Below are 19,617 nucleotides of genomic sequence, written 5' to 3'. Positions count from 1 at the left end.
AACCGATCCATCTGGAGTTTTACTACGATGCTTATGACTTTTATCGACAGAAGTAAAGCACTGTTTTAGTCTGTTCTGGCGTATTTTCCAAAAGTTTTTGGAACGTTTTGGGTCTGGCGTTGAAAGGATTGCAGCTTCTGGAAATGATAGGGAAAGCAACTGCGGTGTTTGCCAGCGACTCATGGTATGATAGAAAGGATGTAAATCCAATCGGGATGGAGGCAGCGTGATGAAATTCATAGATAACCAGGGAATTACGGACCCTCGCATGAATCTGGCTATTGAGGAATACGCATTGAAAAATTTGCCTGCAAGTGACGACTATTTGCTGTTTTACATAAACGAACCATCGATCATCATCGGAAAAAACCAGAATACGATTGAAGAGATCAACTCTGCCTATGTGGAGGAGAACCATATCCACGTCGTTCGCAGGCTGTCTGGCGGCGGGGCCGTCTACCACGACCTCGGCAACCTGAACTTCAGCTTCATCACGAACGATGACGGCCAATCGTTTCACAACTTCCGCAAATTTACCGAGCCGGTTGTGCAGGCGCTGAAAAAGCTCGGCGTCGAAGCCGAACTGACCGGGCGCAACGACATCCAGGTTGGAGAGCGGAAAATTTCTGGCAATGCGCAGTATTCGACCAAAGGCCGGATGTTCAGCCACGGTACTCTCTTGTTTGATTCGGAAATGGAAAACGTCGTCTCGGCACTGAAAGTAAACGCCGAGAAAATCCAGTCCAAAGGGATCAAATCGATCCGCAGCCGGGTTGCGAATATCTCGGAATTTTTGCCGGAAAGCATGACGATTGCAGAGTTTCGCCTGGCGATTCTCCACTCGATTTTCGGAGAGGGAGAAGTGGAAGAGTACAAGCTGACCGCCGAAGACTGGGACAAGATTCACGAGCTGTCCAAAGCCCGCTACCAAAGCTGGGACTGGAACTACGGCAAATCGCCGAAGAGCAACTATCGCCAATCCAAGCGATTCGAAAACGTCGGCAGCATCGAAGTGCAACTGGATATCGAAAAAGGAAAAATCAAGGACGCCAAAATATACGGCGATTTCTTCGGCGTGAGAGACGTGGCGGAGCTGGAAGCGCTGCTGCGCGACACGCCGTACGACCGTCCCTCTGTCAGCGAGCGGATCGCTCTGGTCAACTTGCAGGAGTTTTTCGGCAATCTCGACCGGGAGTCGTTCGTGTCGCTGTTGATCGTGTAACACGCTCATCGTCTCACTCAGATTCGCGGCCCGCCCGCCAGACTTTGTTTTTTGCGGAAGGCAAGTCAAAAAACAAATTGGACGTGACGGTTTCGCCGACCGACCGCAAGCGGCTGTATTCGCATCCGCATGAAGGAAAATGGCGAGGCAGTTGTCACGCAAAAAGGGTGGTTGCAGACGATGAGAACAGAACGTGAAATGATGGCGCTGGTACTCGATTTTGCGCGGGCAGACGAACGGATTCGCGCGGTGACACTGGAAGGCTCGCGGACCAATCCGCGCGCTCCCAAGGACATGTTTCAAGATTACGACATCAGCTTTCTCGTCACCGATATGCAGTCGTTTCTCGACGAGCCGACATGGATTGATCGATTCGGCGAGAGAATCATTTTGCAAACCCCAGAAGCGATGAGCATGTTTCCGCCAGAGCTGGGCGAGCGCTTTTCCTACCTGATGCTGTTTGCCGACGGGAACCGGATCGACTTGACCTTGATCCCGCTTGAGGAAAAGGACGCGTATTGCCAGGAGGACAAGCTATTGGTCGTGCTGCTCGACAAGGATCAATGCTTGCCGCACGTACCTGCGCCGACGGATGAAGACTACTGGGTGAAACGCCCTTCTGCCGCATTCTTCCGCGACTGCTGCAACGAGTTTTGGTGGGTGTCGACGTATGTGGCAAAAGGCTTGTGGCGAAAAGAAATTTTGTTTGCCATCGAGCATCTGGATCGGTACGTGCGACCGATGCTGCTGAAAATGATCGAGTGGCGGGTGGGCATTCAAACCGATTTTTCCGTGAGCATCGGGAAGAGCGGCAAATATTTGGAAGCACACTTGTCTGCCGAACGCTGGCAAAAGCTTTTGTCCACTTATCCGGGCGGCAGCTACGAAGGCGTCTGGACGGCACTGTTCGCGATGGGCGAGCTGTTCCGCGAAGTCGCGGGGGAGGTAGCAGACGCTTTCGGCTACGAGTACCCGCACGACGATGACGAGCGCGTGACGAGCTACTTGCATCGTGTTTCACAGCTTGCTCCTGATGCCAAACAAATTTTTTGACCGCGATCACCATCGCCACGCATGAAAAGACGGCGAAACGCCTGACAGGTGCTGTCCAGGTTTGACCGCCAAACGTGCGCTGAGCCAGGGCGAAAAGCGCAAGCTCGTACCGCATAGAGTGGCTTTTTGAAAGGAAAAAGAGGCTGTTCCCAAAGTCGAAAGACAATGGGACAGCCTTTTTTATATTCACGACATAAATAAAAACCATTGACATAAGCGTTCGAATATGTGATTATCTACTCTGTCGCTGATAATGAGAATTATTATCAGAAAACTGTTTCACACAAAACACCAAGTGGCAAGGAGAAAAGAGCGTATGAAAAAAGGAACACGAATCGTACTGGCCTGCTTGATTGCAGCAGTCACAGCTGTTTTTGCCGGTTGTGGAAGCAACCAAACGGCACCGGAGGCGGACAAGAAGCCTGCGACGCGCGTAGTCAAGCATTTGATGGGGGAAGTGACGATTCCGGCAGAGCCAAAACGGATTGCCGACGTATCGGGAGCAGCCGAGGAGCTGCTGATTTTGGGGCACAAGCCGATTGCTACGGCCAATACATACAAAACAAAAGTCATGTCCCACCTGACGGACAAGCTGCCAGACGTCAAACCTGTCGGCTGGATGTGGGATGACTCGATCAATATGGAGGCAGTGATCGAAGCGAAGCCAGACTTGATCATCATGAACAACCGTCAGCAAAAGCTGTACGAGCAAATGGCGAAAATCGCGCCGACCGTCGTGCTGGAAACTGACATGGACAAATGGCGCGACAAGTTCAAGGAAATCGGTCGCTTGTTCGGACAAGAAGAAGACGTGAACAAATGGCTGGCTGGCTACGACGAGAAGACGAAAGGAATGCGTGAGCAGCTCAAGCAAGCTTACGGCGATCAGTCCTTTATGTTCCTGGCTGTAACGCCGAAGCTGTTCCGCGTGTACGGCAACTACGGATATGCCGATATTTTGTTCACCGATCTCGGACTGAAGCCGGCAAAAGGCACACCTGCCGATAAAACGATGGAAATGATCGAGCTGGAAGGTTTGACGAAGTTCCAGCCTGACCATCTGTTCCTCGTCAATTTTGGCGGCAAGGCGGATGAAGTTTACGCGGAGCTGAAAAAGAGTCCGGTGTGGAAAAGCAACAAGGCCGTTCAACAAAACCATCTCTATGAAGTAACGAACGAAACATTCAATACAAAAGCGTTTGGCCCGCTCGGCAAGGAAATGCTGCTCGACGAGATTGGCGGCATGTTGCTGAAAAAGCAATAAGCGTTCAAGCTGAGCTGGAAAAAGGATCGGGCTGTCGGGAACGCAAGCGTGACAGCAAGCAAGGCCGGAGAAAAACGAATTTTTTTCCGGTCTTTTTCTTTTTTTAAAACATTCTCTTGAAGGAATATTCCTTTTCGTGTATATTTAGGATAACAGAAAGATGACCACAATGATGAGATAGGAGACGGCAATCTGGAGGTCATCACGTAATGAGGTGAACAACATGTCAGGGGACATTCCGGACATGGGCATGACGACGCTTGGCGCTTTGGCTGAGCCGAATCGACTGAATATCGTGGAGCTTTTGCGCGAAGGTCCGCTAACTGTAGGCGAAATCGCCGAGCGGCTCGGGTTGCGTCAGCCCCAGGCTTCCAAGCATCTGAAGGTACTCAGCGAAAACGGCATCGTGGAAGTAAAGGCCGAAGCCAACCGTCGAATCTACAGACTCCGGCCAGAGCCATTTCAAGCGCTTGATGCCTGGGTGAAATCGTTCCAGCGAGTCATGGAGGAAAGGTACGACAACCTAGAGGATTACTTGCGGGAATTGCAGGGCCAAAATCGTCCTGAACAAATGCACGAAAACAAGGAGGAATAACCATGTCCAGAAATGCAATCGTTTCGCGAGTTGAGGGTGAGCGTGTCCTGGTGCTGGAGCGTATTTTCGACGCGCCGCGCGAGCTTGTGTTCCAAATGTTTAAAGAGCCAGAGCACCTGAAACGCTGGTGGGGGCCAAGAGGCTGGGAAGTTCCGGTTTGTCATATCGATTTTCGTCCGGAAGGAGTGTGGCACTACTGCATGAAATGTGTCGACCAAAATCAGGGCGAGTTTTACGGCATGGAATCGTGGGGCAAAGGCGTGTACGAGGAAATCGACGAGCCGAACCGGATTGTGTACACCGACTATTTCTCGGACGCCGAAGGAAACGCGAATGCGGAGATGCCATCGACCAGAGTCACGCTGGAATTTATTGACCAGGAAGGGCGGACGAAGCTGGTCAACCGCGCCGAGTACGTGTCGGCAGAGGCGCTCAAAACCGTTATGGACATGGGCATGCTGCAAGGCATCACCGAAACGTGGGATCGCCTGGAAGAGCGCCTGAACGAGCTAAAATAAGCACACAAAGGTCGCCTGGCTGCGAAGCTGGCGGCCTGTTTTTTTATTCCCGAACATTTTTTGGACAAAAACTGTAAGCAAATCGGATTTTTTCGTCTAATCCAATACAAAGCTGTAACAAAGGAGCGAAGCAATGGAGCCGGATGACAGAATCGAGCAATGGTTTCTCCGATACGGCAACGACGTGTACCAGTATTTGGCGTATTTTACGGGAAGAAGAGATGTGGAAGATTTGGTTCAGGAAGTGTTCACGAAGGCGCTCAAGGCTTTATCCGGTTACGAGGGCAGGGCGCAACCGCGGACGTGGCTGCTGTCCATCGCGCGTCACGCAGCGATTGACCATAGCCGCAAGCAAAAAATGATCGACTGGTTCCCGGAGACGGTCCTTGGATTTCTCCGCTCCAAAGAGCGCTCGCCCGAAAATGCCTTAGTGCTGAAAGAGCAGTTGCAAGAGGTTTACCACACGATGAACCAGCTCAAAAGAACGTATCGGGAAGTTTTGATCTTGCGCCTGATCGAAGGCATATCGACGGAAGAGACAGCCGAAATTTTGGGATGGAGCGAAGCAAAAGTCAGCACCACGCTGCACCGGGCAGTCAAAGCTCTGCAAAAACGCATGTCCAATAGCGGCAAGGAGGTTCATCTGCATGACGCCATCTTTTGAAGAAAAACAGGTTAGCAGTCTGCTGCAATCTTTTCCGACGCTCAGGATGGAGGAGGAAAAGCAACGCGAGGTGATCCAGCAGCTGCGACGTGAAAAAGAGCTGCTCAAAAAGCGGAGGGGGCGTGCTGCGTATCGCTACGTCATCGGAGGCGGAGGCGTAGCCGCATTATTGGGCATGCTGTGGTTCGCTTCGCCGTTTTTGCCATCCCCATCCTCCCTGGCGCCTGCTCATTCAGGCGGCCAGAGCACGCAGGCAGCAAGGGCAGACGTCAACGGGCAGCCAGCAGAAGCAGGGAAAGAAGCTGCTGTGCTGACGATTGATGCGCAAATCCAGACTTCGATAGAGCAAACAATCGCGAAGACATTTGACGCTGTTCATCCGGAGCGAATGACGGTGATTGTCTCCGATCCGGGCACAGGCGAGATTTTGGCGATCGGCAGCCGAAGCAAAAACGGAGCGACGGACGATGCGGAACGTTTTGCCGCCGCAGGAAAAGCGCAGCCTAATCCTGGTGCAGCCTATCAGATCGTGACACTGGCGGCAGCGATTCAAGAGGGGAAGTTCGACCCTCGGGAGATATACGAGTCCGGTACATATAAAGGGATTCCCGGCGAACCGATCAAAGATTTCAACAACGGCATCGGCTGGGGGAAGATCACGTTTCTGGAAGGATTTCTGCGCTCATCCAACGTAGCATTTGCCAAGCTCGTCCACGAACGTTTGCACGGGGATACGTTGCTGGAATACTTCGAACGGTTCGGTTTCGGACGCGAAACAGGGGTGGAGGCAGCGAACGAAGAGGCGGGGAAGCTGCCGAATATGGACGAACCGAGGCAGGCGGCATTGGCGGCAACGGGGCTGGGCGGTGCGGCAACTCCGCTTCAACAGATGGCAGCTGTGGGGGCCATCGCTAATGGCGGAAAGCTGATGCAGCCGCATCTGTACAAGCAGGCAGGTACGGACGAACACAATCGGTACATGGTTCGGCAGGTTGTCTCGGAAGAAACCGCCCGGAAGGTACGCGACATACTGGAATCGGTGGTTGCAGGCGAGCGTGGCTCAGGAATTGGACTTGGCTTGCCAAATGTCACGGTGGCAGCGAAGCACAGTGTAGTCGAGAAAACCGATCCGAAAGGGAAGGCACTTGATGGGAAATATACCGTTTCGGTGATCGGATTCGCGCCGAGTGACCAGCCAAAAGTTTTGGTGTATGTAGCAATCGATGGACCGCAAAGCGAGTTACCTGTAGTTGGCTGGAAAAAAGTCGTAGCTCCGCCCTTTCAGGAGGTGTTGAGCAACAGCTTGCAGCATGTGCAGCAATTGCAAAAGCGATGAACAGCGACAATGACTAGCCAGCGGGTGCAATCTGAAAAAAGGATTCGTGAGGAACACGGCATGCTCCCGCGAATCCTTTTTTGTTTCCGGCAAGTTCGTTTGAGGCTGGAAACGGCAATCAGACACTCGGCACCCTGGCACGGTTCGCCTTTTGCTGTTTTTTCCGATATCCGAGCTGTTTGCGCTGAAAATGGTTGTTGCGGATCAGGGCAAAAATGACGAGCAAAGTGCCGTAAAACTCGAACATGCTGATTTCATAGCCTTGCATCGCCATCAAGGCGAACGTTGTGATCGGGACGAGATTGATGAACAAGATTCCATTGAGCGGAGTAAGCCGTTTGATTCCTTCGTTCCAGCTTAACAGGGCAACCAGTCCCGGCAAAAGCACCATAAAGGCCATCTCATATTTGATCGCAACCACGCTTTCCCAGCTCGGCGCGGGCATCCACTGCAACAAAATGGCGGCCGCAATCACGCCAAAAGAAACGCACGTACCCAAGAGACACGTCAAGGTCGAGTAGCGCAGCGTCGACCAGCCAACGAAGCGCGCGCCGCCCATGGAGTAGACGACCCACCCGACAACGCCTGCGAAGATGAGCAGCAGCGGGAAAATTTGCTCGCTTGCCGTGATGAAAAATGCGAGGCTTCCGTTTGTGATGACCAAAAGCGCTCCGGCCAGAGCAATCGCGATGCTGGTGACGCTGTAAGCAGGCGGCAGCTTTTTCGTCTTGAGCGAGATCAGGACGATGGAGATCATCGGCATCAGCACTTCCATGATCGCCGCCGCAATCGTTCCCGTCTCTCCCATCAGCTTTTGCCCCATAAAAACACCCATGTTGTACACCGTAAAAGCCATCGTGCCGAAGAAGGTCAACGCGCCGCCGCGCCCCTCCAGACGAAAGGCGGACCGTCCTTCTTTTGCCAAAAGCAAGCCGCACAGCAGCATACTGACCAATAAATAGCGCAAAAACGCGAACGTAACCGGATCGATTTTTTGCAGGGCGATATGGGCGACGGGAAACATCGCTCCCCACGACGCGCTGGCAAGTGCGCATAACACGGTTCCTGCAAGGAGTGACTTGTTGTTCATGTGAAAACTCTTCCTTTCCATCTGAAGCATCTTCCACATCATACGGGATGAAAATCTGTTAGTATAATGATTGATAATCAAGGAATATATCATTTTCAATGATGGATACAGGAAACAGATGGGGAGAGAGCAAGGGTGGAGCTGAACGATTTAAAAATTTTTCACATGGTAGCGACACTGGGCAGCGTGAGCAAGGCCGCAGCGGAGTTGAGCTATGTGCAGTCCAATGTGACGGCCAGAATCAAGCTGTTGGAAAAAGAGCTGGGAACGCCGCTGTTTTACCGGCACAAGCGGGGAATGACATTAAATACAGAAGGACGAAGATTGCTGGAATATTCGCGCGACATTTTGACGAAGCTGGATGACATGCACCGATTTTTTCATCAAAGCTCGGAGCCTTCCGGTGTGCTGTCCATCGGGATGGTGGAGACAATCAATCGGCTGCCTGAGCTTTTGTCTGCCTATTGCAGCCGCTTTCCGCAAGTGGACTTGTCGCTTACGGCAGGCGTGACCGAGCATTTGCTGCGGATGGTTCTGGATGTGGAGCTGGACGGGGCGTTCGTCACAGGTCCGATCAGCCATCCGTTGATCGAGCAGAGGCAGGTGTTTAGCGAAGAGCTGGTGCTGGTCAGCAAAGGAAGCTCCTTCACCATGGATGACATGCCAGGGAAGGCGCTGCTTTTATACAACAAAGGTTGCGGGTTTCGCGAGAGGCTGGAGGGCTGGATGAAGCTGGAAGGGGTTATTCCCAGAAAAGTGATGGAGTTCGGGACGTATGAGACGATCATCGGAGGTGTCACAGCAGGCATCGGCATGACGATCTTGCCCAAGTCGGCGGTACGGCAGCTCGCGGAAAGCGGGCAAATCCATATGCATCCGGTGCCAAAGCCATACCGGGATGTGACGACGATGTTCATACGCCGAAAAGATGCGGCCATGACCAGCACGCTGCAATCGTTTTTGGCTGAAATCGGACGACATAGCGGGTAACGAGACCTATGGATTAAACTGATAATTTTATGTAAAATTTTGAAATTCGTCCTTTTCTATAAGAGAAAATTGTGGTAAATTTATATAGCGAACAAGTGTTCTGATTCGATTCGTAAACGATGACAGGTGGAAGGAAGGTGGAGCTTCTGTGATTGACCGATACACCGAAATTGACGAGGTCATTTCTTATATTCATCGACATCTCGATGAGCCTCTGCCACTTTCCCGTTTGGCCAGTCATGTCGCCTACAGCCAGTATCATTTTGCGCGCATTTTCAAGGAAAGAATCGGCTTGTCACCGCTGTACTACGTATCCTCGATGCGTTTGCAAAAGGCTAAGGATCTTTTGTTGCGCACCAACATGAGTGTCCGCGATATCGGCCTGGAAATCGGGCAGCAAAGCCTCGGGACGTTTTCTACCCGGTTTACGGAAAAAGTAGGCATATCGCCAAGCGAGTTCCGCGAGTCAGCGCATCGGGCAGACGACCAACTGCGCACTTTGCAGCTGCTTTCCGACTGGAGCATGGCGAGGTCGTTTGCGGAGACGAAATTGCGGATCAGCGGGACTGTTACGGCTGCGGCTCCTTTTCACGGCGTCATTTTGATTGGCTTGTTTGCCAAGCCGATTCCGGAAGGGCTGCCCTTGTACGGGACACTTCTGCCGTCCCTTGGCGATTTTTGTTTTACGGGCGTCGCGCCTGGCACGTATTATTTGATGGCTACTTCTGTCGATTGGGGCACGCAGGCGATCGATTTTCTTTTGCCGCATTCCACGTTGCGCACCCGATCGAAAAAACCGATCATCGTCACACCGAACAATACCGTTCCACATCAGCAAGTTACCCTCTACGAGCCTCATCCCGACGACCCGCCTATTTTGATTTCCTTGCCGCTCTTGATGGATCATTTCATCAACCGGGTGGCGAAGTAACATCATAGCAATCGAAAAGAAATCATAACCTATGATTCGTGGTAGGCTAGGATAGCTTACTGATTAACGTAAAGAGATGGAGTGGGAACTTTACAGCTGGATTATGAAAGGAGAAACCAAGTGAAAAATCAGCAAGAGGAAAAGCATAATGAAGGCACTTTCGGGAGCAAAAGCAACTTTCTCGTGGTCATGGTGATGATCCTGGGGGTTTTTGTTGCGATTCTCAATGAGACGCTGCTGAACGTTGCCTTGTCAAAAATCATGGATGATATCGGAATCTCTCCAAGCACAGCCCAATGGCTGGCGACTGGCTATTTGCTCGTCATTGGCGTCTTGATTCCGGTGACGGCCTTTCTCATTCAGCGGTTTACAACGAGAGCCTTGTTTTTGTCAGCGATGGGGCTGTTTACTTTGGGAACGCTGGCAGCAGCGCTTGCGCCGGGCTTCGAGCTGCTTCTGATCGGCAGGGTGCTGCAAGCTTCGGGAACGGGGCTGTTGTTCCCGCTACTGACCAATGTCGTCTTGTCTGTCGTTGCGATTGAAAAAAGGGGATCGGCCATGGGCACGATCGGAATCGTGATCACCTTTGCCCCAGCCATTGGGCCGACGCTGTCCGGCATTATCGTCGAGCATTTCAGCTGGCGCGCCCTGTTTTACGGAGTGCTGCCGATTGCCTTGTTCGTCATCGCTTTCGCCTATTTCCGCTTGAAAAACGTAACAGAAACATCCCGCCCGCGAGTAGATGTGCTTTCCCTGCTTTTGTCCACCTGTGGGTTCGGCGGGATTGTGTTTGGTTTCAGCAGCGCCGGAGAAGGGCATGGAGGCTGGGGCAGCAATGAAGTGCTCGTTCCGATTACGATCGGAGTGATCGCCCTGATCCTGTTCATCTGGCGGCAGCTGCGTCTGGATGAGCCGCTGCTCGATTTGCGCGCTTTTACGTACAAAGTTTTTCGGATGTCCACGATTATTATGATGATCGTCATGATGGCGATGTTTTCGGCAATGATGCTGCTGCCGATTTTCCTTCAGAACGCTTTGGGCTACAGCCCGTTTCATGCGGGGCTAATCATGCTGCCGGGCGGGATCGTCATGGGGATTATGTCGCCGATTACAGGACGGCTCTTTGACCGCTTCGGGGCCAAGTGGCTGGCGCTCATCGGACTTGGGCTGGTCGGCAATACGCTGTGGCAATTTGCCTTTATTACCGTGTCTACTTCCTACCTCACGATCATGGTTTGGAACACGCTGTTGATGCTCGGCATCTCCATGCTGATGATGCCAGTCATGACCAACGCCTTGAACGAGCTGCCGCCGAAGCTGTATCCGCACGGCACAGCGATCATCAGTACGTTGCAGCAAGTAGCCGGAGCCGTCGGGACGGCGCTGCTCGTCACGATCATGACGAACGGCACGAGCAAGTATTTGGCCCAGTTCGGGGGAGCAGAAGCCGCCCCAGCCCAAAAGGTGCTCGCCATGATGGCAGGAATGAAAAGCGCGTTCCTCCTGGCTTTCGCTCTGGTCGTGCTTGCCTGGATCATATCTATGTTCCTCAAGCGGGCGGTTCCGCCAAAAAAAGAAGAATGGGAAGGTCAGGGCGCATCCGCGCATTGATCGCAGGAGCAGGTCAGTCCAAACGCAGGTTTGGGCTGGCTTGTTTTTTGTGTAACGGAGCGTGTTTACTTTCCTCCCCATAGGAAAAACTAGCTGCAAATCGTCGAACTTTTATTTCCGGGCAGGAAAATGCGACGAGACGCGAAATGATTACAAGGCGTGCTACACGCAGATGACAAGAAAGCAGGGAATCACACATGTCAGCACCTTACAAAAAAGTGTTTTGGGCAGCCGGCTTTGGCTGGATGTTCGACGCGATGGATGTTGCCCTTTTATCATTCATTATGGTGGCGCTCAGGCAAGAGTGGGGACTGACTGCACAAGAAGCGGGCCTTCTCGGGACCGGCAATCTGGTAGGAATGGCGATCGGAGCGATCGTGGGCGGATATATGGCAGACCGGATCGGACGAAAGCCCGTCTTCCTGCTCACACTGCTTCTGTTTGGGGCAGCGAGCTTCGCCAGTGCGTTTGCCACAGGCTTTTTCACCATGCTGCTGTTCCGCTTCCTGATGGGACTCGGACTTGGCGCCGAGCTGCCTGTTGCTTCCACGCTGGTCAACGAGTTTGCTCCTGCGGAAAAACGGGGGAGCACCGTTGTTTTGCTGGAAAGCTTTTGGGCGGTCGGCTGGATTGCGGCGGCGGTCATATCGTATTTCATCATCCCGGATTACGGCTGGAGAGTCGCGGTCATCATCGGGGCACTGCCAATCGTGTACGCCTGGTACGCGAGACGCACGATCCCTGAATCGCCCCAGTTCCAGCAACGCCAGGAGCAAGTACCTGTGCAAAAGCTGCTGACCTCGCATCAGCGGGAGACGATTGCTCTGTGGGCTGTCTGGTTTGCCATTGCCTTCTCGTATTACGGCATGTTCCTGTGGATGCCGTCTGTGCTGGTAGACAAAGGCTTCACCATGATCAAAAGCTTCCAGTACGTCCTGATCATGACTTTGGCGCAACTGCCCGGCTATTTTGCCGCCGCCTATCTCGTGGAAAATTGGGGCCGCAAAAAGACGCTGGCCAGCTTTTTGTTCATGACAGCGATCATGGCGTTCGCTTTCGGACAAAGCAGCGGGACGACGGAATTGCTGGTAACGGGTGCCCTTTTGTCCTTCTTCAACCTGGGAGCGTGGGGGGCGCTGTACGCGTACACCCCGGAAAACTACCCGACGCCGCTTCGCGCCACAGGCGCAGGCGTTGCTTCCGGCATCGGGCGAATCGGCAGCATCATTGCCCCGTATCTCGTCGGCTATTATTCATCCTTGCATTACAGCTACACGTTTATTTTTAGCATTTTTACAATCGTCTTGTTCATTGGTACGGCGATTTTGCTGATTTATGGCAAAGAAACAAGAGTAGCAAGTGCGGCGCGCGCCAATTGATGACAGCTTCACTGGGCTGCATCCGGTGTGCTGCGAGTTGCGTTTTCGTACAGGTGCAGGATACTGCGAGCGCGGGAGATGACTTCCGCTCGCAGCTCCGCAGGTTCCCGCACCTCGATGAGCGAGGCGTAGCCGAGCACTAGCGCACAGGCGGAATCCAGCGTATGAAATTCAACCTCGGCCTCGATCCAACTGCTTTTGGCGGCATGGGTGGAGGCTATTTTCATGTAGCGCTCCTGTTTGAGCCGGGGCCACGCCTCTTCGCGAAAGCGGATGACTGCCGGATAGCGGGGAAGGCTCGCCTTGAACTGTGTCGTCGACTCCTCCCAGTAGCTGGCGAGGTCAAAGCTTTCCGGCCGGACAAAAGCTTCTTCCAGCACGCGAGCTTCCGTGAACCGGGAGATGCGGTACGTGCGCAAGTCCGCATCGATCTGCGCGACCAAATACCAGGTGCTTCTTTTGGCGACAAGTCCAAGCGGAAGCAGCGTCCGCTCGACAAGCGTATCTTCGCGCTGGTAGCGAACCCAAAGCTTGCGGCTGAGCCAGACGGCGTCCTGGATAGTGGCGAGCAAAGGAAACGTTTCATCTGATTCATGCCAGCCCGCTCCATCGATATGCAGGCGCTCACGTACTTGCCAGGCATCCTGCTGAACAGGTTGCGGCAAGGCGGACAGCAGCTTCCAAAAAGCACGCTCGTACCCTTCGGCCAGACCGAGGTCGTTCAGCACGCGGGAAGGTGAGGAAAGCATGAGCGATTGCAGCTCATCGATTTTCAATCCGGTCAGACTGGTGCGATAGCCTTCCGCGAGAACCCAGCCGCCAGCCGAGCCGCGTTCCGCGTAGACGGGCACTCCAGACGCGCTCAAAGCTTCCATGTCCCGATGAATCGTCCGTTCAGACACCTCCAGCTTCTCGGCTAATTGTCTGGTGGTCATCCGCCCGCAGTTTTGCAGATGCAGCAAAATCGAGAGCAACCGATCAGCACGCATAGAAAATCCCTCCTGAAAAACGACTTCGTAGTAGCTTCATTTTATCTTATCCAATATGACAGATGGTGTCATATTGGTGAGGTTACACTGTTCCTATCAACCAAAACCAAACAGTCATGTCCGTTTGGCTGACGGCAAGCGATCTAGCTCTTTTGACGCAGCGCACAGCGTGAATGGCTGGTTCGCACAAAAAGGAGGCGCATGTATGACAGGGAAAGCATTGCAGGGAAAAGTAGCAGTCGTGGCGGGAGGAACGAGAGGGGCGGGGCGAGGAATCGCCATCGGGCTTGGGGAAGCCGGGGCGACCGTCTACGTGACAGGCCGAAGCGTGCGCGGACAGCCATCCGACATGGCGCGTCCGGAAACAATCGAGGAGACAGCCGAGCTGGTAACGGAAAGTGGCGGAGTCGGGATTGCTGTCCAAACAGGGCAATTTAGCTGACGTCAAACAACAACGGAAAGCATTGATTGATCAACGTTTTTGAAAGGAAAAAGGGGCGTCTCCGAGTCGAAACACCGACTTTGGAGACAGCCCCTTTTGCATCTCGTATAGCGATTTCCCTAAGCGAGCGGCTGTGTATTTTTTTTGCGAGTCAACCAGTTGCGGACGTTTCCGTTCAAAATCAGATTGGTGACGACGCCTGCGATCAGCCCCCAGAACGCGGCACCGATTCCGCCGATCGAAATGCCGGAAATCGTCACGAGGAAGGTGACCAGAGCGGCTTCCCGTTCCTTCATATCGCTCATCGCTTGGGCGAGGCTGGAGCTAAGCGAAGCGAACAGGGCCAGGCCAGCGATGACGGCGATCAGTTCCTTGGGCAAGCCGAAAAAGACAGACGTAATCGTGGCGCCAAACATGCCGAACACGAGATAAAAGGCACCGCAGGCGATTCCGGCGATATAGCGCTTGGAACGATCCTGGTGCGCTTCTTTTCCGGTGCAGATGGCTGCGGTAATCGCCGCCAGGTTAATTCCGTGCGAGCCGAACGGAGCCAGGAGCAGCGAGGCAATCCCGGTCGTCGCCACGAGCGGACTGGCAGGCGTGTCGTAGCCGTCTGCTTTCAGCACGCCGATTCCCGGCGCGTTTTGCGAAGCCATCGTGACGATGCACAGGGGAATCCCCAGCCCGACAATCGCATCGAGCGAAAAGTTTGGCATCGTAAACACAGGGTTCACCAATGTCATTTGCACAGAATCAAGCTGCAAGCGCCCCATGCCAAAAGCGATGGCAAGTCCGACCAAAAGCGTCAGCACGACGGCGTAGCGCGGAAACAACCGTTTGGCGAACAGGTAGCAGAAGATCATCGGCAAGGCAAGCGCAGGCAAATGCTGCATCGAGACGAAAACTTCGACGCCAAAAGCCAACAAAATCCCGGCGAGCATCGCGGTCGTGATCGACTGCGGCACGTATTTCATCAGGATGGAAAACAGGCCGGAGACGCCGAGCAGCGTGATGACGGCTGCGGAAAACAGATACGCGCCAATCGCGTCGCTGTAAGGATAGGTGGTCAGGCTGGATACCAAGAGGACGGCACCTGGCGTCGACCAGGCGGTAATGACTGGCGTCTTGAACCAGATGCTTAAAATAATCGCCGTCAAGCCGCTGCCGATGGAGATCGCCCAAATCCAGGAGGAAAGCTCTGCTTCGCTGAGTCCCGCGCTCTGCGCCGCCTGAAAGACGATCAGGAGCGGGCCGGCATAAGACACGATGGTGGCAATCAGGCCGACGACGACGGCCGAGATGGAAAAATCGCCAGGAATGCTTTTGAGATGCGAAATCGACCAGTGCTGTTGTTTTTGGGGTACCACAATCATTGCCTCCTACAGGGGATTAGCGCAGCGCAGGCGAGGCATTACCCCTTTTCGTTGAGAATGTAGCGGATCGTCCGCTTGGTGATGTTCAGCTTCTTGCTCAGAAGCTGCCTGTCTCCCTTTGTTTCGCTCAAACCTTTTTCGATGATCGCCCGTCCGACTTCCCCTTCCAACAGCTTGATTCTTTTTTGCAAGTAATCGAAATCGACGCCTTCGATGGAAGGGAGCACGCGGGTGAGCGATTCTACAAACCGCTCGCACTCCCGCTCAATCGCTTGCTCGACGCTGCTCGGTTCGGGGTGGGATTGACCTGGCAGCTTCGTTTGCAGCGTCTTTTGCCGCAACTGGTCAGGCAGGTGCTCGGCGCGCAGTTTTTCGCATTCGTGCAGGGCGATCGTTTGATTCAGGACATTCAGGAGCTGTCTGACATTGCCGGGCCAGTCATAGCGTTGCAAAAGCTCCATGGCATCAGGCTCGATCTCGCACGGAGCGCCGCTGCGCTTTTGCAAGTAGGAATGCGCGATTGCCGGGATGTCGCCAGCACGTTCCCGCAGGGGAGGAATTGCCAGCTTGATTCCTTCGAGACGATACAGCAGGTCGCTGCGGAAACGGTTCATCTCGACCTCGTGCTCCAGGTTGCGGTTTGTGGCGGAGATGAAGCGAATATTGCTCTGACCGACCTGTTCGCCCCCGACCCGCATAAATTCTCCCGTTTCCAGCGTGCGCAGCAGCTTGACCTGGATCGACAGCGGGGCTTCGCCAATCTCGTCGAGAAACAGCGTGCCGTTGTGAGCAAGCTCAAACAACCCTTTTCGCGATTTGACCGCTCCGGTAAACGCGCCTTTTTCGTACCCGAACAGTTCGCTTTCCAGCAACGATTCCGGGACGGCACCGCAGTTGAACGCGACGAAAGGCTGCTGGGCGCGGTTGCTCGCTCCGTGGAGAAAACGGGCCATCAGCTCCTTGCCTGTTCCGGTCTCTCCTTCTATCAAGATGTGGATCGCCTTTTTTGCTAATTTTTTGGCAATGGCGATCATTTTGCTCATCGGGCTTTCTGCTGAATACACGATACCATATTGCGCGGCTTCTTGGGATAGGTCATCTTTTTGGTTCGCCGAAGCAGAGAGGACAGAATCAATGATGTGTTCCAGACTGTCCAGATTGTCGAACGGCTTTTCCAAATAGTCTTTGGCCCCCCACTGCATCGCTGTGACGGCCGACTTGATGGTGCTGTAGCCAGTCATGATCAACACTTCGCACGCGGGAAAAACGGCTTTGATCTTGCGCAGCAGCTCCAGCCCGTCCGCGTCAGGCAGCTTGAGATCGACGAGAGCAGCCTGAAAGCCGCGGGAATCGTTTTGCAAAAGCCATTGGACGTCCTTGCCCGTGTTGGCGACGACTACCTCGCAATTTTTGCGCCGGAGAAAATAGGTGAAAAACGTAGTGACCTCCGTCTCATCATCCACAATCAATATCCGTTTCTGCTCCATGATGTTGATGTTCCTCCTCTTTGATCAGCAGTGGCAAAAGCAGCGTAAATTCGCTGTAGCGATTTTCTTCGCTTTGCGCATACAGCTTGCCGCCGTGCGCTTCGGCGATGCCAAGGCTGACGGACAAGCCCAGCCCTGTCCCTTTTGTCCGTTCTTTGGTCGAGAAAAAAGGCTGGAAAATTTGTGAGAGCTGTTCGGCTGGAATGCCCGTCCCGTTGTCGTAAACGGACAAGCCTGCGTAGCGGACGCCGTCTTCTTCGACGGGAAAGGAACGGATGAGAATCCGCGGCGCTTCCTGCTCGGACAAGGCATCCCTGGCGTTCAAGAGCAAGTTGATGACGACTTGCTCGATCTGATGGCGGCTGCCGTGAAACAGCAGGCTCGGCTCGTTCATTTCCCGGGTTATGGTCAGGCCGCAGACAGACAGCTGGTAGCCGATCAGCCCGAGCACATCCTCCACGACTTCGTCAATGGAGACAGTCTCAAACAAATACTCCTCTTGCCGGGAGAAGGTCAGCAGGTTTTGAATAATTTTTTTGCAGCGGACGCCGCACTGATAAATGTCGCGCATGAGCGGCGCGGTCGGAGCATCGGCTGTTTCGCGCAAAAGCAGTTGGGAATTGCCGAGAATCGCGGTCAGCGGACTGTTCAGCTCGTGGGCGATTCCAGCGGCCATTTCCCCGATGGCAGCCATTTTTGCCGACTGGATCAGTTGGGCCTCGATCTTGATTTTTTCGTTCACGTCCTGAAACAGCAGACTGTTTTCCACGATGACGCCTACGTGCCGGGCAACGAGCTGGATCAACTCGGCTTCTTCGGGATCGGCTGGGCGCTGTTCCTCTCGCAAAAGCGTCAAGTAGCCGAAAGTCTGGTTCAATGGATTGCGCAGCGACACCGAAGTCGCATAGTGCTGCGGCAACGTTTGCGCCAGCTTGTGATGAAGCTGCTCGGGAAAGTTTGCCGTGTCAGGGCAGTGCGGATGAGTCAACGTGTGGCACTGCCAGTCCGTGTCTGTCCGCATGCACAAGTACGACGTCGGCGTGCCTCCTTTGACAATCGTCAACGTAAAGTGCTCGAAGGCGAGAATTTGCGATAGCTGCTGGGCTATGTAGCTGCTCGTTTGCTGCCAGGTTGCGTCGATCTGGATGTGCGTCAGTTGGTTGATGACCGCGAGCTGGCGGTTTTTCTTTTTCATTTCTTCGACGAGATAGACAAGCTCGCTGTAGTAGCTTTTTCGCGAGGAAGATATTCCGGTGAGCTTTTCGAGTATCTCCTGTTTGCTTTGCATGGCGGCCTCCTATAGAGCTTGGCGAAAGAGAGAAGCGACGTCTTGGACGCTCATGTCGCGCGGATTGGTTGTCATGCACACATCGAGCAAGGCGAGTGAGCTGAGCAGTTCGATCTGGTCAGGGTGCAGCCCGATGGCAGACAGCGATTGCGGCACGTCCAGGTCTTTTGCCAGATTCGTCACGGCTTTCATGGCGAGACGAGAGGCGTCGTGCGTGCTCAGACCCGAAGTGTTTTCGCCCAGACATTCGGCGATTTGCCTGTATTTTTCGGGAGCGGCGATATAGTTGTATTCGAGAACGTGCGGCAGCAGGATGGCGTTTACTTCCCCGTGCGGGGCGTCGAGGAAGCCGCCCAGTTGATGGGACATGGCGTGGACGGCTCCGAGTATGGCGTTGGAAAAAGCGATTCCGGCCTGCAAGCTCGCCATTGCCATCGCTTGCTTGGCGGAGGCGTTGTACTGGCTGGCGGCGGATGGACGCAGATGTTCGGCGATCAGGCGCATGGCTTGCAAGGAGTGAACCTCGGTAAGCGGCGTCGCAGCGAGCGAAATATACGACTCGATGGCATGGGTCAGGACATCCATGCCTGTATTGGCAGTGAGTTGTCGGTCTTTGGTCATCAAGGTTTGCGGATCGATGATGGCGATATCCGGGATGAGCGATTTGGAGATGATCGCCATTTTTACTTTGCGCGCGCTGTCTACGATAATCGAAAACTGCGAGACTTCGGAGCCGGAGCCAGCCGTAGTCGGCACCATGACCATCGGCGGGAGCGGATGCTGAATCTGATCGACTCCTTCATACTGCACAATGCTTCCTTCGTTGGTGGCGAGCAGGGCGATGGCTTTGGCTGCGTCGATCGCGCTGCCGCCGCCGACTCCGAGAATCGCGTTGCACTCGGCAGCACGGTACGCCGCGATTCCGGCGTGAATCTCGTAATCTTTCGGATTGGCCGTCACGTTGGTCCACAAATGATAGTCGAGCTTTTGCTGCTGCAAGTAGTGGATGATTCGCTCGGCCCAGCCTGCGCTTACGACACCGGGATCGCTGACGAGAAAAACGCGGGATGCTCCCAGACGGCGAAGGCTTTCCCCGACTTGGCCGATGGATTGGTTGCCGAAGATGATCTCCGGTGTCATAAATTTGGATATTTGCATGCTGCTTACCCCCTTTTTCCCTATGTAGTTAATACCGCAGACAGGGTCGAATCCCTTTTTTGGCCAAAAGCTTGGCTCGCGTGCCGTTTTTTTGGCTGATGGGCCGAAAAATCGGCCAGTCCGAAGGCGAGACAAGGCGAAAAAGCGCGAAAGATAAAGCGCTTACAATTTGGCATGCTGCTTGCAAATATATAGGAGCGAAAATACATAAACGCTCATTCGGCACA

At 53.8% G+C, this 19,617-nt stretch carries 17 protein-coding genes and 1 pseudogene; 12 read left to right on the top strand and 6 right to left on the bottom strand.

The genetic code is table 11. The features are described 5' to 3' along the window. Positions 1 to 229 precede the first annotated feature (229 nt). The 7 genes from NST23_RS22285 (at position 230) to NST23_RS22255 (ending at position 6,652) form a co-directional block, all read left to right on the top strand. Positions 230 to 1,222, top strand: coding sequence for a lipoate--protein ligase (locus NST23_RS22285; RefSeq protein ID WP_314303831.1), 993 nt, complete (start codon positions 230 to 232; stop codon positions 1,220 to 1,222). A 180-nt stretch (positions 1,223 to 1,402) separates the two neighbouring features. Then, complete coding sequence (locus NST23_RS22280) at positions 1,403 to 2,275, top strand: aminoglycoside 6-adenylyltransferase (RefSeq protein ID WP_122964752.1); 873 nt, start codon at positions 1,403 to 1,405, stop codon at positions 2,273 to 2,275. Positions 2,276 to 2,591: 316 nt separating this feature from the next. Next, positions 2,592 to 3,539: an ABC transporter substrate-binding protein gene (locus NST23_RS22275; RefSeq protein WP_328139494.1), complete on the top strand. Its 948-nt coding sequence runs from the start codon at positions 2,592 to 2,594 to the stop codon at positions 3,537 to 3,539. A gap of 223 nt (positions 3,540 to 3,762) precedes the next feature. After that, complete coding sequence (locus NST23_RS22270; protein ID WP_122964636.1) at positions 3,763 to 4,134, top strand: ArsR/SmtB family transcription factor; 372 nt, start codon at positions 3,763 to 3,765, stop codon at positions 4,132 to 4,134. Positions 4,135 to 4,136: 2 nt separating this feature from the next. Then, positions 4,137 to 4,652, top strand: coding sequence for an SRPBCC domain-containing protein (locus tag NST23_RS22265; RefSeq protein WP_122964637.1), 516 nt, complete (start codon positions 4,137 to 4,139; stop codon positions 4,650 to 4,652). A gap of 133 nt (positions 4,653 to 4,785) precedes the next feature. Next, on the top strand, positions 4,786 to 5,316 hold the full coding sequence (locus NST23_RS22260) for an RNA polymerase sigma factor (protein ID WP_122964638.1): 531 nt from the start codon (positions 4,786 to 4,788) through the stop codon (positions 5,314 to 5,316). After that, positions 5,300 to 6,652, top strand: a complete 1,353-nt coding sequence (locus NST23_RS22255; RefSeq protein ID WP_217022272.1) for a penicillin-binding transpeptidase domain-containing protein — start codon at positions 5,300 to 5,302, stop codon at positions 6,650 to 6,652. The genes NST23_RS22260 and NST23_RS22255 overlap by 17 nt, the downstream gene beginning before the upstream one ends. A gap of 118 nt (positions 6,653 to 6,770) precedes the next feature. On the opposite strand, the gene NST23_RS22250 is transcribed toward NST23_RS22255, so the two are convergent. Then, a complete protein-coding gene (locus NST23_RS22250; RefSeq protein WP_173597558.1) occupies positions 6,771 to 7,742 on the bottom strand; it encodes a DMT family transporter in 972 nt (323 codons plus the stop codon). Between the two features lie 135 nt (positions 7,743 to 7,877). Here NST23_RS22250 and NST23_RS22245 point away from each other — a divergent pair, with 135 nt between their 5' ends. The 4 genes from NST23_RS22245 to NST23_RS22230 all read left to right on the top strand — a co-directional run bounded on the left by NST23_RS22245 (position 7,878) and on the right by NST23_RS22230 (position 12,653). Beyond that, positions 7,878 to 8,732 carry a LysR family transcriptional regulator gene (locus tag NST23_RS22245; RefSeq protein ID WP_173597559.1) on the top strand — a complete coding sequence of 285 codons (855 nt, stop codon included), beginning with the start codon at positions 7,878 to 7,880 and terminating at the stop codon, positions 8,730 to 8,732. Positions 8,733 to 8,883: 151 nt separating this feature from the next. Continuing rightward, positions 8,884 to 9,663 carry a helix-turn-helix domain-containing protein gene (locus NST23_RS22240; protein ID WP_173597629.1) on the top strand — a complete coding sequence of 260 codons (780 nt, stop codon included), beginning with the start codon at positions 8,884 to 8,886 and terminating at the stop codon, positions 9,661 to 9,663. A 189-nt stretch (positions 9,664 to 9,852) separates the two neighbouring features. After that, on the top strand, positions 9,853 to 11,274 hold the full coding sequence (locus tag NST23_RS22235) for a DHA2 family efflux MFS transporter permease subunit (RefSeq protein ID WP_412679182.1): 1,422 nt from the start codon (positions 9,853 to 9,855) through the stop codon (positions 11,272 to 11,274). Positions 11,275 to 11,471: 197 nt separating this feature from the next. Then, a complete protein-coding gene (locus NST23_RS22230; RefSeq protein ID WP_173597563.1) occupies positions 11,472 to 12,653 on the top strand; it encodes an MFS transporter in 1,182 nt (393 codons plus the stop codon). Between the two features lie 8 nt (positions 12,654 to 12,661). On the opposite strand, the gene NST23_RS22225 is transcribed toward NST23_RS22230, so the two are convergent. Next, a complete protein-coding gene (locus tag NST23_RS22225) occupies positions 12,662 to 13,642 on the bottom strand; it encodes a helix-turn-helix transcriptional regulator (protein ID WP_173597564.1) in 981 nt (326 codons plus the stop codon). A gap of 205 nt (positions 13,643 to 13,847) precedes the next feature. Between NST23_RS22225 and NST23_RS22220 the strand changes: the two are divergent. After that, positions 13,848 to 14,066 (top strand): annotated as a pseudogene (locus NST23_RS22220) (short-chain dehydrogenase); the annotation flags it as partial. Positions 14,067 to 14,203: 137 nt separating this feature from the next. On the opposite strand, the gene NST23_RS22215 reads toward NST23_RS22220, so the two are convergent. Genes NST23_RS22215 through NST23_RS22200 form a run of 4 tightly spaced genes read right to left on the bottom strand, consistent with a single transcriptional unit; the run spans position 14,204 to position 19,390 of the window. After that, positions 14,204 to 15,457, bottom strand: a complete 1,254-nt coding sequence (locus tag NST23_RS22215; protein WP_208715208.1) for a benzoate/H(+) symporter BenE family transporter — start codon at positions 15,455 to 15,457, stop codon at positions 14,204 to 14,206. Positions 15,458 to 15,495: 38 nt separating this feature from the next. Next, the gene (locus NST23_RS22210) at positions 15,496 to 16,944 is read right to left on the bottom strand and encodes a sigma-54-dependent transcriptional regulator (protein ID WP_173597565.1); all 1,449 of its coding nucleotides are present in this window, start codon (positions 16,942 to 16,944) and stop codon (positions 15,496 to 15,498) included. Next, complete coding sequence (locus NST23_RS22205) at positions 16,913 to 18,232, bottom strand: sensor histidine kinase (RefSeq protein ID WP_122964647.1); 1,320 nt, start codon at positions 18,230 to 18,232, stop codon at positions 16,913 to 16,915. The genes NST23_RS22210 and NST23_RS22205 overlap by 32 nt, the downstream gene beginning before the upstream one ends. A gap of 9 nt (positions 18,233 to 18,241) precedes the next feature. Next, complete coding sequence (locus tag NST23_RS22200; RefSeq protein WP_122964648.1) at positions 18,242 to 19,390, bottom strand: iron-containing alcohol dehydrogenase; 1,149 nt, start codon at positions 19,388 to 19,390, stop codon at positions 18,242 to 18,244. Between the last annotated feature and the right edge of the window lie 227 nt (positions 19,391 to 19,617).

Origin of the sequence: Brevibacillus sp. FSL K6-0770 (assembly GCF_038000275.1) — a bacterium.
Lineage (GTDB): Bacteria > Bacillota > Bacilli > Brevibacillales > Brevibacillaceae > Brevibacillus > Brevibacillus parabrevis.
This window is presented reverse-complemented; position numbering and strand designations above follow the sequence as displayed.

Excerpts from the sequence above, each read along its gene's own strand:
- NST23_RS22285 (WP_314303831.1), top strand. The coding sequence starts at position 230 with ATGAAATTCATAGATAACCAGGGAATTACGGACCCTCGCATGAATCTG.
- NST23_RS22280 (WP_122964752.1), top strand. The coding sequence starts at position 1,403 with ATGAGAACAGAACGTGAAATGATGGCGCTGGTACTCGATTTTGCGCGG.
- NST23_RS22275 (WP_328139494.1), top strand. The coding sequence starts at position 2,592 with ATGAAAAAAGGAACACGAATCGTACTGGCCTGCTTGATTGCAGCAGTC.
- NST23_RS22270 (WP_122964636.1), top strand. The coding sequence starts at position 3,763 with ATGTCAGGGGACATTCCGGACATGGGCATGACGACGCTTGGCGCTTTG.
- NST23_RS22265 (WP_122964637.1), top strand. The coding sequence starts at position 4,137 with ATGTCCAGAAATGCAATCGTTTCGCGAGTTGAGGGTGAGCGTGTCCTG.
- NST23_RS22260 (WP_122964638.1), top strand. The coding sequence starts at position 4,786 with ATGGAGCCGGATGACAGAATCGAGCAATGGTTTCTCCGATACGGCAAC.
- NST23_RS22255 (WP_217022272.1), top strand. The coding sequence starts at position 5,300 with ATGACGCCATCTTTTGAAGAAAAACAGGTTAGCAGTCTGCTGCAATCT.
- NST23_RS22250 (WP_173597558.1), bottom strand. The coding sequence starts at position 7,742 with ATGAACAACAAGTCACTCCTTGCAGGAACCGTGTTATGCGCACTTGCC.
- NST23_RS22235 (WP_412679182.1), top strand. The coding sequence starts at position 9,853 with ATGGTGATGATCCTGGGGGTTTTTGTTGCGATTCTCAATGAGACGCTG.
- NST23_RS22230 (WP_173597563.1), top strand. The coding sequence starts at position 11,472 with ATGTCAGCACCTTACAAAAAAGTGTTTTGGGCAGCCGGCTTTGGCTGG.
- NST23_RS22225 (WP_173597564.1), bottom strand. The coding sequence starts at position 13,642 with ATGCGTGCTGATCGGTTGCTCTCGATTTTGCTGCATCTGCAAAACTGC.
- NST23_RS22215 (WP_208715208.1), bottom strand. The coding sequence starts at position 15,457 with ATGATTGTGGTACCCCAAAAACAACAGCACTGGTCGATTTCGCATCTC.
- NST23_RS22210 (WP_173597565.1), bottom strand. The coding sequence starts at position 16,944 with ATGGAGCAGAAACGGATATTGATTGTGGATGATGAGACGGAGGTCACT.
- NST23_RS22205 (WP_122964647.1), bottom strand. The coding sequence starts at position 18,232 with ATGCAAAGCAAACAGGAGATACTCGAAAAGCTCACCGGAATATCTTCC.
- NST23_RS22200 (WP_122964648.1), bottom strand. The coding sequence starts at position 19,390 with ATGCAAATATCCAAATTTATGACACCGGAGATCATCTTCGGCAACCAA.